Raw genomic sequence first — 13,118 nt, forward strand, 5'->3', positions numbered from 1 at the left:
GTCTGTTCTGTCATGGCTGTTACGAGTTAAGTCTGCAAACTTTAAAACGTACAGGAGCTATTGGCAGAACAGATTTTTTTGTTTTACCCCCGCGTGCACTATCACGCAACTTGAGTTAATTAATATATCACCGTCTAACAAATAAGGGTACCCCCCCCTCAGGCAAATAAAAAGAGGGGGGTACCCTTATTTGGTCTTAAGGGACTATATAATCTCGGGCCGATTTTAACCTTTTGAGACAACTGTATTATCACCACCAAGACGTTTTGTCCTATTCAATTTGCTTCGGAATGATTTTTATTGTAGTGCTGCACTCAATCACCTTCAGCTTAGATACTGTTTTTAAACTTGTTTAAAACTGTTTTAACACTGTTTTTATACTGTGTTCTTTATAACCCTATCCTATGTTTCGATAAAATACCCACTTTATTTCTTTCTAAATCTGATGAGAGGTATTATCTCATTCTCGAGTTGTTCCAATATAGCAATTCGACCTTTATTCTCTCCGTTCTTAATGGCCCTACATTTAAGACGGTGATGCTTGGTGGGGTACTTTTCTTTTAGGTAGTCTTTGATATACCTACTTTTTGGAAAAACATCAATCTTTTGGTACTTCTGTTTTGTGATTAAAAAACCTGCCCTATGAGCAGCTTGCCTTAACTCAGAGCATCGGCTTAATGACTTGCCAATCAGTTCAGAGATATAATGTACAGAGAGGCCGTTATAGTCAAAAACAGTCGAGGGTAGGCTTGGGTTGGTGCCGTTTACCCTATATTGTGGCACGAGCCTATTCCCTCTTCTGTTTCTTTGCTTTGCATATTTTATGTGGTTGATTTTGCAACATACAATGGAAGCAAAAACAAACTCTCTGAAGTTTCTAAATGAATCAGTTTCAAACCAAACGTATGTTTTATCGGGAATCTCAAGCTGAGAACATATTCTGTTGTAGCTCCTTATGAAGATGTAATTGGAAGATTCATTGTGACCAATCCAGTTAAGGGCTATAAGCTTGTTCAGGTGCTTTTTGAATGTCTTCCTACACTTAATACCTATATGCTCTCTCAGAGGCTTTATCAGCCTGCTATTGGCCTTTATTTTGCCAGAACATAACATCTTGAGAGCTACATATACCTTCAACTCTTCAATCAAACTAGCACGCTCTGCATGTAGGGCTAATTGTACAGGAATCCAGCTCTCTCTCTGATGAAAGAGGTTTGCTGCGTTGGCATCCATCAATATAACTAGGATGCTCTTCTCTTGCTGACTCTCATAATAGCCGAAGTTTCAGCTACTATCTCAGTTTGTGTTCTTTGGTATTGTCCTTTTACCCAAGCAATCAGGTCTTGCCTGTTGAAGTAAACCCTCTTACCTTTTTTGAAATGTGGGATTTCCCTTGTACTTGTCTTGCTATATATTGCGTGTTTGGATAGGCTAAGAAGAGCAGCGGCCTCAACTACAGTCATTATATCATTATTGGACTGTGACTTGTTCGTTAGGCTCAAATGCTCCTCAAAACGCAGTAGTATAGACTCTATTCTGCTTAAACGTTGCTCAATTATGGTGAACGGATTCTCTGTCATACGCCTCTATCATTTGGTTCGGTACAAATGTCCGAAAGAGGGTATTTGCAAAATTTGCTAATTATTTGCAGACAGATTTGTTTTGTTTTTTATAGCATCAAGCAATCTTTGTTTATGACGGTCTACTTCTTGACGTTCAATTGCACTTGCGTTTGACTCACTGTAGTTGCTTATATATTTAACCAGAAGCTGTCTTGTTCCAACTTTTTTGAACGTAGTTTCAAGTGCTCGGTGTAGTTCTTTTTGTCCTGTAAGATGCTTATAAATAAGGTACCCTAACTCACTCAATACGACAAGCATTATTGAGTATTCTTTTTTTAGTCTTACATCTGTGTACAGCTCCAGTATGATAGGATATATTTTCTTACCCTCATCTGTTAAGAGGTAATAGAAGTCAAACTCAGTAATGGTTGTGGGGGGATGCTGTTGATGTGCTGTGTCTGCTTGATGATGAGGAGAGTTGACTTGTGTAGCTTTCTTGATTTTAGTTATTATCTCTCTCTGTAGATCAAATAGAGGATACAAGTCCCAAGTTATAACACCTCCTAAAAGTTTGTCTGTATCAAGTATTTTTTCCTCACCACCTTTAGGGAATTTGATAACCTTCATAGGTAACTCCTTGCCCTGTTGAATGTATTGGTCCTCCAATTCGTTTATTCTGTCAGAATAACTTGCCTCTACTTGGTCTTTACGGTTTAGGGTGTGATAGTGTACCTCCTCTAACAGGGCTTTGAGTCTGTCTAATTTGTGATTTCCTGTAACATGGTCAATGTATGCTAATATCTCCAATCGGTCGAGTTCACCAGATTCTACAAATAGCAAAAACTCCTCTAGTTTCACCTTGGTTTAGTTGTTAACAGATTTACCTAACTTATATTAATTTTTTTCTGCATCTCTAAAATTTTGCTTAAAATAAGTAAGCACCTCCATAACGTCAATACAATAATTACTAATCCAAGGATATTATAGAAATAAAGAGCAAACCTGTATTTCTCGGGAAGACCAAGTTTTAATGAAAATCCAATTATCGATATTATGATTAATGATTTTATGCAGTTTTTAAGATGTTTTACGGTCTCAAAATAGAGCGATGATGCGAAGAACAGTTTAAATGTTGATTGCTCTTCTCTAAAGTTTTCTTGGGTTACATCGGAGCCACTTTTGAATGTTATTAAAACTGTTAGTAACGTCAGTATAAACCCTGAACTAGTCAAGCTTATGGTAGATAAATCAGAGGCCATTGGCAAATAATGGGACTCCTGTGGAAGGGGGAGAATTTTCTTTAGGTAAAACCAGAATACGGTAGCTGCTATAGTGATAGCAATCGTGTAGTCCCAAAACAGAGGTCTTATAAAGTACTTATCTAGCATAATTATAGGTCAGACATAAACTCATTAAACTCCTCATGAATCAGCTCATACCACTGTCTGCTGCTCTTAATTGATTTTAAATTAACCTCTTTTAAAACTTCCTTTTTTCCTTTGAGTAGATTAAATACCTCCTCCTTTCCTTCTACATCTTCATATTTAACCACAAAATTATCGAAACAATCAATATTATATGGTCTAGTTTTAAAAGCGTTGAGAAGGTCCAAGAACATTTTGTTACCCTCATTATTTATCTCTGAACTAGTATACGCCCTGCCTGGAGTTTGAAAAAGAGCTTCTAACTTCAGAAATTTTGGATGTACCAGATTTCCGAGGTTATTCAATCCTGTAAAATATTTACCCACAAGTGTTTTATCCATCTGTACGAAGTTCTTGGGTTGAATCTTAATATCCATATTAAGAACGTTTTTAAGATTTCTCAACGTGTCATCGATAGAAGTTTCCATGAACATCTCAACCTCTGTTGCTTTGGATTTTCTTAGTGTTTGATAAGAAACATTCCTAAGGTAATATTCAATATCCGAAATTCGAGGTCCGTGATGATTATACTCAACACAAATTACACTCTTATTCCTGCTGAAGTCTATAAAGAAGTGTGTTTCTTCGGCAACGGTTCCTATACTTGAAAGAGGGACTAGTTTATAATCATCAACAGGCTTAAGTTTAGGTACTCGTCCTGGTCTTAGGAGTGCAATTGAGCACCGAATCCTTCTTTCTCGATGCATAATAATAGCACTCGTCATAAAAAGCTCTCTCCTTTCTTCTTGGGGACGATTTTGATTCCTGTCTATTAGATGTCCTTTACCTGCATGCTTTTGTACTGATATATATGTTATTACATCTTTTAATATGGAATTATGGTCTTCATTCGAACCTTTAAATGGTGTGAATCCTAACGAGTAGAAGTGAAATTTTATAGGTGTTAAATTTTTCGATTGTTCCATAACGTTAACTGGGGTAGTCAAAAGCAATTTTATCAGGTCTATGAACTACCCACTAAAGTATAGTATTATAACTACTTGTGCTAATATATGAATTATAATATGCTATCAGTGAATACCAGTGTCAGTCATGCAGTTTGTATGCAAATTGTATGCAAATAAAAAAAGCCACTTAACAGTTTTACCTGTAAGTGGCTGATTTTCAAGTGGTCGCGAAGGGAGTCGAACCCCTAACCTTCTGATTCGTAGTCAGATGCTCTATCCAGTTGAGCTACGTGACCATTCCGTTATTGTGATGCAAAGTAAAGGCCTTTTTTCTTGCAATGCAAGCCCCCAGGCGAATTTTTCTTAATTTTTAGCTGTCGCTTTTCGCAATGCTTTCTTCAAGGCCTGGTCGAACACAAAGTAAAGGCCGCCTATCGAAATGATTATCAGGGATATCATGAGCAGCTGGCTGCCTTTGTTGCTGCCTGGGTCCTGCAATAATTTTATGACGTCGCTGGCCTGCGTGCCTACCCAATAGAAGAAAAGTGTGCGCGGCAGCATGCCCACCATACTCGCAATGAAGAACCTGACCTTGTCTACCTGCAGCAGCGAAAGCACAAAATTCATGAGCGCAAAAGGGAGCACCGGCGATATACGGGTCAGGAAAATCAGGCTCCAGCTCTGGTCGCGCAATTCCTGCATGAGGTACTTGGTCTTCTCGAAGCGGTTTAAGAAGTTCATCATCTTGCCATGATCGATCAGGCGGGCCAGGGTATAGCCGATGAGCGAGGCAATGCCATACGACACCACAACCCCCGCAAAGCCCGGCCAGCCTAGGTAGAAGCCGCTCACCAGGGCCACAAAAGTAGTTGGGGTGAGCGCAAGCGACATCGTAACGGAGATCACCACAAAATAAAGCAGCATCTGGGGCCAGCTCAGGTCCCGCAGCAGGTCCTGGTATTGGTATAGAAAAACCGCCGCCGTAGAGCTCACCACCAGCGGCACAGCTACCAGCAGCAGCATAGAAACAAACGAAGAAGCATTTTCCCGTATAAAGGTCCGCAACATGGACAGTTTTAGCATAGAACTCATGTTTTTAGAAGATGGCTATACCTGAAGCCATACGCAAAGTTGAAGAAGGTATACGTAAGAACAGAAAAGCAAAAGCTTTTGAAAGCATTCAGACGGTCCTGCCTCCTGGAAAGTAAATTTATTAACTTGCAGCATACCATTCACACTTAATGATAAAACTATGAAATTCGGAACGAAAGCTATACATGCCGGTGTGGAGCCGGACCCAACCACAGGCGCCATCATGACGCCAATCTACCAGACGTCAACCTACGTGCAGCGGTCGCCGGGCGATCACAAAGGGTACGAGTACTCACGCTCGCACAACCCCACCCGCACAGCCCTGCAGAACGCTTTAGCAGAGTTGGAGAACGGTCAGCATGGCCTCTGCTACGCGTCAGGTATGGCGGCCATCGACGGCATCATCAGAATGCTGAAACCAGGTGATGAGGTAATCTCTACGAACGATCTGTATGGCGGCAGTTACCGCATTTTCACCAAGATATTCCAGGATTACGGCCTCAAGTTCCACTTCACCGATATGAGCGACCTGAACAATGTTGAGTCGCTGGTGAATGAAAATACCCGAATGATCTGGGTGGAAACACCAACCAACCCCTTGCTCAACATCATCGACATAAAAGGCTGCGCCGAAGTCGCCAAGAAGCATAACCTCCTGCTGGTAGCTGACAATACGTTTGCGACGCCATTTCTGCAAAACCCGCTCGACCTGGGCGCTGATATTGTGATGCACTCGCTTACCAAGTACATGGCCGGCCACTCTGACGTGGTGATGGGCGCTGCGATTGTGAAGGATGACGAACTGCACAAGAAACTGGCCTTTATCCAGAATGCCTGCGGCAGTGTTCCAGGGCCGCAGGACTGCTTTCTGGTGCTACGTGGCATCAAGACGCTGCACGTGCGTATGGAGCGCCACTGCGAGAACGGCCGTGCCGTAGCACAATACCTCAAAAACCACCCGAAGGTAGAGAAGGTGATGTGGCCTGGTCTTCCGGATCATCCGAGTCACCACATAGCCAAGGAGCAGATGCGCTCTTACGGCGGTATGATTTCGTTTGTGCTGAAAGGCGATCAGATGGACGATGCCATTAAGGTGCTCGAACGCTTCAAGTATTTCACGCTGGCCGAGTCGCTGGGCGGAGTAGAGTCACTGTGCGGTCACCCGGCCTCCATGACGCATGCCAGCATACCGAGTGAGGAGCGCCAGAAAGCCGGCCTGAGTGATTCGCTGATTCGCCTGAGCGTGGGTATAGAAGACATCGAAGACCTGCTGGCCGACCTGGAGCAGGCCATCGGCTAGTTGCGTCTGAACCTTTGCAAAAAAGCCGTTTCGGGTTAAACCGGAATGGCTTTTTTTGTAAATTATCGGCTCAAACAGGTATAGATTGAAAAATACACAGGTCATATTCCGGGAGCGACAGCGATTCAGGCAGTTCTGGCTATGGGCGCTCATAATAGGTATAGCCGCCATCTTCTGGGCCGGGTTTGTATACCAGGTGGTACTGGGCGGAGCTTTCGGCAACAGACCGGTGACGGATGTGCAGCTGAGCATTATGCTGGCGCTCATCGGTTTTGGGCTGCCTTTTTTCTTTTACTGGATGTCGATGACAACAGAGGTGCAAACCGGTATGCTCTATGTTCGGTTCAAGCCATTTCACCTGAAGCCGGTGCGTATACCTTTGCACACCGTTCGGGATTACGAGAAAGTAACCTACAGCCCTATCAGCGACTATGGCGGCTGGGGTATCCGGTGGGGCGCCAAAGGCAAAGCCTACAGCATGTCGGGCAGGGAAGGGGTGCTGCTGCATTTCTATAACCAGCAGCCGCTGCTGGTTGGCTCGCAGCGGGCCAAAGAACTGTTCAGGGCAATCGAGCAGGCCAAAGTGTCTGGCTAAGGACTGGGGAATAAAGCAGACAGGTATAGGCATAACAGCAAAGGCCGCTACTCGGGGTGAGTAACGGCCTTTGCTGTTGATCAGGTATAAAAATTACTTCTGCGCCTGGATACCAAGGATTTTGTAAATCTCAGTGAAGTCTGGCGTCAGGATGATCTCCGTACGACGGTTCTTAGCTTTTGCGGCAGCAGAACGACCCGTATCCACAGGCTGGAAGAAAGCACGTCCGGCAGGCGTTACACGGTCAGGAGAAAGGCCGCGCTGTGTCATCAGACGAGTGATCTCAGTGGCACGCAGTACGCTCAGGTCCCAGTTGTCGGCAATGTTCTTGGTGCCGGCCAGTACTTCCACGTCATCTGTGTGGCCTTCTACCATCACACCCACGCTCTGGTTTTTCTTCAGTACGTTCACCAGTTGGTCAAGAGCTTGCTTACCGGTGTTGTTCACTTTCGTGCTGCCTGTCGCGAAAAGCAGTTTGTCAGACATAGACACGTATACCTTGCCATCGCGGATGCTCACGCTCAGGTCACCCTGGTTGAAGCCCGCAAGGGCGGTGTTCACCTCATTGCGCAGATCGTCCAGAATTTTCTTCTGATCATTCATGGCGCGCTCCAGGTCAGCAAGCTTCTGCTCACGCTCTTTCAGGGTACTGCTCAGCTCGTTTACTTTGTCGCGGTTGGCAGCCTGCTCACGCTCCAGCGCCTCTTTGCTGGCTTTCAGTTCGTCATACTTCTTAGACGAAACGCACGAAGACATCATAGCGCCGCATAGCAGCAGGGATAAAGAGGCTTTTGTGAAATTAGATTTCATGTGAATGGGTTGTTTATTTTGTTGTTTGTTAATTTTTAACTGGCAACTATGGGAAAGAACGCATTAGGAAACCCTGATCGTATACCTGGTCTCTTAAATAATTCGGATTCACTGCCCCAGCTGTCGTTTGAATAAGCAAATATTATGCTAAAACTATATATTATAAGCTTTATAGGTGAAAAATATTTTTCCGGATGGGTTTTGCTTTCTTTGTGAGTAAGTAATGGTCTGTTAATAAGTGCTATGTGGTGTAAAGCGAGGCTATGTGCTCCTGTGCAAGGTGATGCAGGCTGTTTAATTGAAACAGCGGATCGAACTGTGGGCACACGGAAGGTTCACATTGGGAAAACGCATTTCTGTTTACGGAAAAATAACTTAAATTTAGAGATTGTTTACATTCACGGAAACCTTACATACCTATACCTTCCCCATGAAAAAGAAACTATACCTGAGCTGGGTTCTGGTGCTGCTTAGCTTTGTCAGCTTTGCACAGCAGAAGCCCGACTATTCTAAAATAACCCTGGTCATACACGGCGGTGCGGGCACTATCACCAGGGCCAACATGACCCCCGACAAGGAGAAAGCCTACAAGGAGACGCTCAACCAGGCACTCGAAGCAGGTTATGCCATCCTCAAAAAAGGTGGCACCAGCCTGGACGCGGTGGAGGCCACCGTGCGGGTGATGGAAGACTCACCGCTGTTTAATGCCGGTAAAGGGGCCGTGTTCACCAACGAAGGCAAAAACGAACTGGACGCTGCGATTATGGACGGCCGTGATCGCAATGCAGGGGCCATCGCCAGCGTGACCACCGTACGAAACCCCATCTCAGCGGCCCGTGCCGTGATGGAGAAGTCGGAGCATGTAATGATGATCGGTTCCGGTGCCGAGAAGTTTGCCACCGAGCAAGGTATAGAGATCGTGGACCCGTCTTACTTCCACACCGAGACCCGCTTCCAGCAACTGCAGAAAATCAAAGACAAAGAAAAGACCGAACTGGACCACAGCGGCTCTGGCAGCAACGAGAAGATCTTCATCGAAGGCAATAAGTTTGGCACCGTCGGAGCTGTCGCCCTGGACGCCTACGGTAACCTCGCTGCGGCCACCTCCACAGGCGGTATGACCAATAAACGCTACGGTCGCGTGGGCGATGTGCCGATTATAGGGGCCGGCACCTTTGCCGACAACAACACCTGTGCGGTGTCGGCAACGGGCCATGGCGAGTACTTTATTCGCTCGGTGGTAGCGCACGACATCGCTGCCCTGATGGAGTACAAAAAGTTTTCGGTAAAAAAGGCCGCTGAAGAAGTGGTGATGAAAAAACTGGTAGAGCGTGGCGGTGAAGGCGGCGTGATTGCCCTGGACCGTAACGGTAACTTCGCCATGCCTTTCAACTCGGCAGGTATGTACCGTGGCTACATCAAGAACGGCAAAAGCGAAGTGGCGATCTACAAGGACTAAACCTCGATCAGGTATAAAACAGGAGCGGCGGATCTATCAAAGGTCCGCCGCTCCTGTTTTATAGGTATAAGAAACGCTACTGTTCGTTATCTGCCTTTATCCAGTGCAATGCTTTGTCACGGTCGATGTGCTCGAAATACTTTACCTTGGCCGTCGTGAAAGGAGATGCCATCACAGTGAGCCAATCCAGCCACTTCCGATTGCCCACTATGGCCACCCTGTTAAAGTCTGCGGCATGCCTGAAGTCGAATTTCAGGTCTTCCCAAAGCGCCCTGAGCGAAAGATCCTCCACCTCCTGTAATTCCGCATAGACGCGGACTTTGCCATACTGCTTTATTTTCTCCTCCAGGATAGGCAGCATCACCTGGTAGTCGTACTTGTCAATGCTGCCGGTAAGGCGTAAAGCCACCAGGTCTTCTTTCGACTCTTCAAGTAACTGTAGCATGGTGATCAGGTTTGTCATAAGTACGTAACGCCCGATCACGCGTTCAGGTATAGGATCTGATTACAGCACTACTTATACCTTGTTTTGTGCTAATTTATGGTGTGTTTCCATCAAGGCGGCGAAGCTCACGGAGTAGCGCCTCGCGGGTGGTGACTGTTTTGCCGTCTGCGAACCGAATGCTGTAAGGGGTACCCGAAGATGACGCCGACGCCAGCTTAAGGATAAAGCCTTCCGCTGTTTTTACTTTCTCGCCGTGCTTCTGCCATTTCGACTCCAGATGGCTGGCTGCTTTTTTGGGGTCGTATTCGCTGTTATTCCGGATAAAAGTGGCACCTTCGAGACCGCGGATGTATTGCAGGAGCTTGGCTACCTTTTGGCCTTCGGAGAGGCTGCCGCCCACGTTATGGGTATACTGTGGTGCTTGCGCTGCTGTGTATTGAAATGCCCCTTGGGTACCGAAAAGAGCGAGTGCGATCAAGACTACTTTAAGCATAAATTTTGTACTTCTTTATTTTTAAAAAATCTGATAAACTGTAATTAATTTTGTGGCATTAACGCACTTAATTTCAGGTCGTAACGTTAGGTTCAGAAGCAAAAGCTATACCTTTTTCTGCCGTTGTAACGGTAACACGTAATTTATGAAAAGAATAACTCCTCTATTCATGTTGGCACTGCTGATATGTCAGCAGGCTTTTTCCCAGCAGAACATTGAAACCAGACTGGGCTATCATTACAACGATAAATTTGAATTTTCGGATGAGTGGCAGTATCTCTCCACGGATATTTACCTCTATAATGGCGGCCAGTTCAACCGGGTTTTGAATGAACTGGAGACTGGCGTGAAGAAGGATCGGAAGAACCGCTATGCGTATGAACTCGAGCACCTGTTCATCACGGCTCAGCTAAAGAACCTGAAGCTCTTTGGCAACGACCAGATTGTGTATCCGCTATTTAACTTCAACATCAATCGCGACAAAAACGACTACCACACCCAGGTGAGCGATCATTTGGAGGTAGTGCGCATCATCGACAAGATGCCGCTCAGCTCAGCCCAGAACAATATTGATGCTGCCATCAACGCCAAAGCCGTCTCCACACAGGATGGTGATCAGGTGTTTAACCTGGTAGCCAGCCAATTGGTGAATCTCTCTAACCTGGCCAACCCGTCGGTGGCGGTGATGTCGCTGGTGGGGGAGTTCGGTAACCTGCTGAGTGCCCGTGCCAAGAAGAAGGAATACAAGTTCAGCTCTACCATCCGGCTTTACGAAGGGCAGAACTTTGACACACGCCTGCACTCGGTTAAGGTTTACGTGTTTGTGCCGGGCAGCGTGAAAGCCGTGACCCTGAAACCAGCCAAACTTGCCGATTACCTGAGTAAAAACACAAGCAAGCTAGACCGTAGGCAACTGGAAGATGCCATTGGCTACAAAGACTACCCTTACATTGTGGTGGCCAACTACAAATCGCTCTATAAAGTGGATGTGCTGACAGGGGACGAAGTAACAATGGATCTGATCGAGAAACGCAGGCAGAAGATACAGACGGCTTACGATACCAAGCTGATGAATGACGAGACTTATCGCCAGGAGAAACTGTATGTGGAGTTCCTGCGGATTTTCGCGGAGATGAAACAGAACCTGAACGCTTACCGGCTCAACTATCGCAATAACTCCCCGGAGATCAATGCTAAAAACCTGTTCGGCATTATGCAGGAATACAAGCGCATGAAAACCGCTTTTGAAGCCCGTGAAAAGGAGTTTGACAAGAACACGACTTACAAGAATATTTTCCGGCCTGAGTACGAGTCCATTTTGGGCAATGCTGACTTATACCTGGATGCCGACCATAATCTGAAAAACGCCAAGGTGCTGGTAAACACCCTGCAAGAACTCGAGAACAACCCCAAAGCGTGGGATATACCCGCCAAACGCGAAGCTGCACTGGCCAGGCTGTCGGCTGTAGAACTGCCCCGCGCCGATTACCTGTCGGCTTCGGTGGAAGGGGAAGCGATTGTGCGCCTGACAAAAAAGCTGGAAGACCTACAGTATCGCGAGGTGTTTGAGAAAGAGGTGAAGAAGCTGGCGGATGCGCAGGCCTCTGACGAAACGGTGCCCATGCGCAATGCCCTGCAGGACAAGGCCAATACCAGCAACTGCGTGAGTTGTCGCGACAAAGTGCGCGACGCCGTCAGCGAGTATAACAAACGCTACGAATCATTCCGGTTGAAGGAAGAGAAAAAGGAAATGGGCGCTTTGCAGAGTGCCGCTGAGGAGCAGGTGCTCCGCCAATTGCGCTGGCAGTCGTGCTTCGAAACCAACTTACAGGCAGTAGCTGTGGCCAGCACCGAAAACGGGATGGACAAATACTACAGCAAGCTGAATGAGAAGAGTAGCGATTTTTCCGTGACCATCAAGGAGCTGGAGGCACTCGTGAAAAACGAGCCTGCAAACCCTCGGCTGCAGCAGGTGCAGGAATACAACAAAGAGCTTAAGCGGCTTATGCAAGACGCAGAGCAGCACTATGCCCTGCTCTGTCAGTTGGACAAGAAACTGTGTCAGTGTCAATAACCAGCTGATAACATTACCCGGATGTTCCCCGTTGGAAATGTATGGTTGATGTGCTGGACACGCTTTTAGGGATAGGCTCCGATTCGCTCACATGGTGGCAGATGTCCATCAGAGCGGTGCTGGTTTTCATAGCGGCCTTGCTGATTATACAGGTCGGCAATAAGCGCATTTTCGGCAAGCATACCGCATTCGATATTGTACTGGGTATCATTTACGGCTCCATTCTCAGTCGTGCCATTACAGGCAACTCCCCCTTTTGGCCCACGCTTGCTGCCGCCCTCACACTGGTTTTGCTCCACCGTTTTTTTGCGTTCATGGCTTACAATACATCAGGGTTTTTCGGACCCTTCATCAAAGGAGACCCAGTGTGTTTGATAAAAGACGGCAAGATTCAAGAAGATGAGCTGAAGAAACACAGCCTAACCGAAAAAGACCTGAATGAGGCTTTGCGCTCTGGGGGCGTCACAGATGCAAAAGACGTGGCATACGGTTTTCTGGAGCGCAGCGGGGACATCAGTATCGTTAAAAAAGACTCTTAAACAGAAATGCCTTTCCGAATTCGGAAAGGCATTTCTGTTTAATGATTTAAGCAAATGCTTAGGCCATCTGAGCGTCCAGCTTCTGAGCCAGCGCGCCTTTTGGAACGGCACCTACTTGTTTGTCAACAACCTGACCGTTTTTGAAGATAAGAAGCGTCGGGATGCTGCGGATACCGAACTTGGCAGACGTCTGTGGGTTAGCGTCCACATCTACTTTACCGATAACAGCCTTGCCTTCGTACTCTCCGGCCAGCTCTTCTACGATCGGGCCTACCATGCGGCATGGACCGCACCACTCTGCCCAAAAGTCTACGAGTACAGGTTTATCTGAATTGATGATCTCATCAAAATTAGCGTCAGTGATTTCTAATGCTTTGTTAGCCATAACTTAAACGTTTTGTTGGTTAAATTCTGTGT

At 46.2% G+C, this 13,118-nt stretch carries 14 protein-coding genes and 1 tRNA gene; 5 read left to right on the forward strand and 10 right to left on the reverse strand.

From position 1 onward, the window contains the following. Positions 1 to 426 precede the first annotated feature (426 nt). The 6 genes from H9Q13_RS14325 to H9Q13_RS14350 all read right to left on the reverse strand — a co-directional run bounded on the left by H9Q13_RS14325 (position 427) and on the right by H9Q13_RS14350 (position 4,986). Complete coding sequence (locus H9Q13_RS14325) at positions 427 to 1,233, reverse strand: hypothetical protein (RefSeq protein ID WP_191184493.1); 807 nt, start codon at positions 1,231 to 1,233, stop codon at positions 427 to 429. An 8-nt stretch (positions 1,234 to 1,241) separates the two neighbouring features. Continuing rightward, positions 1,242 to 1,580, reverse strand: a complete 339-nt coding sequence (locus H9Q13_RS18260) for a helix-turn-helix domain-containing protein (protein WP_191184494.1) — start codon at positions 1,578 to 1,580, stop codon at positions 1,242 to 1,244. Positions 1,581 to 1,637: 57 nt separating this feature from the next. Further along, positions 1,638 to 2,420, reverse strand: a complete 783-nt coding sequence (locus tag H9Q13_RS14335) for a hypothetical protein (RefSeq protein ID WP_191184495.1) — start codon at positions 2,418 to 2,420, stop codon at positions 1,638 to 1,640. Positions 2,421 to 2,952: 532 nt separating this feature from the next. Beyond that, positions 2,953 to 3,912, reverse strand: coding sequence for a hypothetical protein (locus H9Q13_RS14340; protein WP_191184496.1), 960 nt, complete (start codon positions 3,910 to 3,912; stop codon positions 2,953 to 2,955). A gap of 204 nt (positions 3,913 to 4,116) precedes the next feature. After that, positions 4,117 to 4,190 (reverse strand) — tRNA-Arg (locus tag H9Q13_RS14345). 67 nt (positions 4,191 to 4,257) lie between these two features. Continuing rightward, positions 4,258 to 4,986 carry a TVP38/TMEM64 family protein gene (locus H9Q13_RS14350; protein WP_224744303.1) on the reverse strand — a complete coding sequence of 243 codons (729 nt, stop codon included), beginning with the start codon at positions 4,984 to 4,986 and terminating at the stop codon, positions 4,258 to 4,260. Between the two features lie 160 nt (positions 4,987 to 5,146). Between H9Q13_RS14350 and H9Q13_RS14355 the strand changes: the two genes are divergently transcribed. Both H9Q13_RS14355 and H9Q13_RS14360 read left to right on the forward strand, forming a co-directional pair. After that, positions 5,147 to 6,286 carry a cystathionine gamma-synthase gene (locus tag H9Q13_RS14355; protein WP_191184497.1) on the forward strand — a complete coding sequence of 380 codons (1,140 nt, stop codon included), beginning with the start codon at positions 5,147 to 5,149 and terminating at the stop codon, positions 6,284 to 6,286. Between the two features lie 85 nt (positions 6,287 to 6,371). After that, positions 6,372 to 6,881, forward strand: coding sequence for a DUF6141 family protein (locus H9Q13_RS14360; RefSeq protein WP_191184498.1), 510 nt, complete (start codon positions 6,372 to 6,374; stop codon positions 6,879 to 6,881). Between the two features lie 93 nt (positions 6,882 to 6,974). Here the strand turns inward: H9Q13_RS14360 and H9Q13_RS14365 are convergent, their stop codons facing one another. Then, positions 6,975 to 7,691, reverse strand: a complete 717-nt coding sequence (locus tag H9Q13_RS14365) for an OmpA family protein (protein ID WP_191184499.1) — start codon at positions 7,689 to 7,691, stop codon at positions 6,975 to 6,977. Positions 7,692 to 8,121: 430 nt separating this feature from the next. On the opposite strand from H9Q13_RS14365, the gene H9Q13_RS14370 reads away from it, so the two are divergent. Then, the gene (locus tag H9Q13_RS14370; protein WP_191184500.1) at positions 8,122 to 9,150 is read left to right on the forward strand and encodes an isoaspartyl peptidase/L-asparaginase family protein; all 1,029 of its coding nucleotides are present in this window, start codon (positions 8,122 to 8,124) and stop codon (positions 9,148 to 9,150) included. A gap of 76 nt (positions 9,151 to 9,226) precedes the next feature. Here the strand turns inward: H9Q13_RS14370 and H9Q13_RS14375 are convergent, their stop codons facing one another. Further along, positions 9,227 to 9,595, reverse strand: coding sequence for a SpoIIAA family protein (locus H9Q13_RS14375; protein ID WP_191184501.1), 369 nt, complete (start codon positions 9,593 to 9,595; stop codon positions 9,227 to 9,229). Between the two features lie 94 nt (positions 9,596 to 9,689). Then, positions 9,690 to 10,088: a DUF5329 family protein gene (locus H9Q13_RS14380; RefSeq protein ID WP_191184502.1), complete on the reverse strand. Its 399-nt coding sequence runs from the start codon at positions 10,086 to 10,088 to the stop codon at positions 9,690 to 9,692. A gap of 145 nt (positions 10,089 to 10,233) precedes the next feature. Between H9Q13_RS14380 and H9Q13_RS14385 the strand changes: the two genes are divergently transcribed. Together H9Q13_RS14385 and H9Q13_RS14390 are read left to right on the forward strand one after the other, a co-directional pair. Then, positions 10,234 to 12,162, forward strand: a complete 1,929-nt coding sequence (locus tag H9Q13_RS14385; RefSeq protein ID WP_191184503.1) for a hypothetical protein — start codon at positions 10,234 to 10,236, stop codon at positions 12,160 to 12,162. A gap of 41 nt (positions 12,163 to 12,203) precedes the next feature. Continuing rightward, the gene (locus tag H9Q13_RS14390) at positions 12,204 to 12,701 is read left to right on the forward strand and encodes a DUF421 domain-containing protein (RefSeq protein ID WP_224744304.1); all 498 of its coding nucleotides are present in this window, start codon (positions 12,204 to 12,206) and stop codon (positions 12,699 to 12,701) included. A 58-nt stretch (positions 12,702 to 12,759) separates the two neighbouring features. Here the strand turns inward: H9Q13_RS14390 and trxA are convergent, their stop codons facing one another. Continuing rightward, positions 12,760 to 13,086: a thioredoxin gene (gene trxA / locus H9Q13_RS14395; RefSeq protein ID WP_191184504.1), complete on the reverse strand. Its 327-nt coding sequence runs from the start codon at positions 13,084 to 13,086 to the stop codon at positions 12,760 to 12,762. Positions 13,087 to 13,118 lie beyond the last annotated feature (32 nt).

Source organism: Pontibacter aquaedesilientis, from assembly GCF_014773225.1.
GTDB classification, from domain to species: Bacteria; Bacteroidota; Bacteroidia; order Cytophagales; family Hymenobacteraceae; genus Pontibacter; species Pontibacter aquaedesilientis.

Bases quoted from the DNA above. Each gene is read 5' to 3' on its own strand.
- H9Q13_RS14325 (WP_191184493.1), bottom strand. From the start codon at position 1,233: ATGGATGCCAACGCAGCAAACCTCTTTCATCAGAGAGAGAGCTGGATT.
- H9Q13_RS18260 (WP_191184494.1), bottom strand. From the start codon at position 1,580: ATGACAGAGAATCCGTTCACCATAATTGAGCAACGTTTAAGCAGAATA.
- H9Q13_RS14340 (WP_191184496.1), bottom strand. From the start codon at position 3,912: ATGGAACAATCGAAAAATTTAACACCTATAAAATTTCACTTCTACTCG.
- H9Q13_RS14350 (WP_224744303.1), bottom strand. From the start codon at position 4,986: ATGAGTTCTATGCTAAAACTGTCCATGTTGCGGACCTTTATACGGGAA.
- H9Q13_RS14355 (WP_191184497.1), top strand. From the start codon at position 5,147: ATGAAATTCGGAACGAAAGCTATACATGCCGGTGTGGAGCCGGACCCA.
- H9Q13_RS14365 (WP_191184499.1), bottom strand. From the start codon at position 7,691: ATGAAATCTAATTTCACAAAAGCCTCTTTATCCCTGCTGCTATGCGGC.
- H9Q13_RS14370 (WP_191184500.1), top strand. From the start codon at position 8,122: ATGAAAAAGAAACTATACCTGAGCTGGGTTCTGGTGCTGCTTAGCTTT.
- H9Q13_RS14375 (WP_191184501.1), bottom strand. From the start codon at position 9,595: ATGCTACAGTTACTTGAAGAGTCGAAAGAAGACCTGGTGGCTTTACGC.
- H9Q13_RS14380 (WP_191184502.1), bottom strand. From the start codon at position 10,088: ATGCTTAAAGTAGTCTTGATCGCACTCGCTCTTTTCGGTACCCAAGGG.
- H9Q13_RS14385 (WP_191184503.1), top strand. From the start codon at position 10,234: ATGAAAAGAATAACTCCTCTATTCATGTTGGCACTGCTGATATGTCAG.
- H9Q13_RS14390 (WP_224744304.1), top strand. From the start codon at position 12,204: ATGGTTGATGTGCTGGACACGCTTTTAGGGATAGGCTCCGATTCGCTC.
- trxA (WP_191184504.1), bottom strand. From the start codon at position 13,086: ATGGCTAACAAAGCATTAGAAATCACTGACGCTAATTTTGATGAGATC.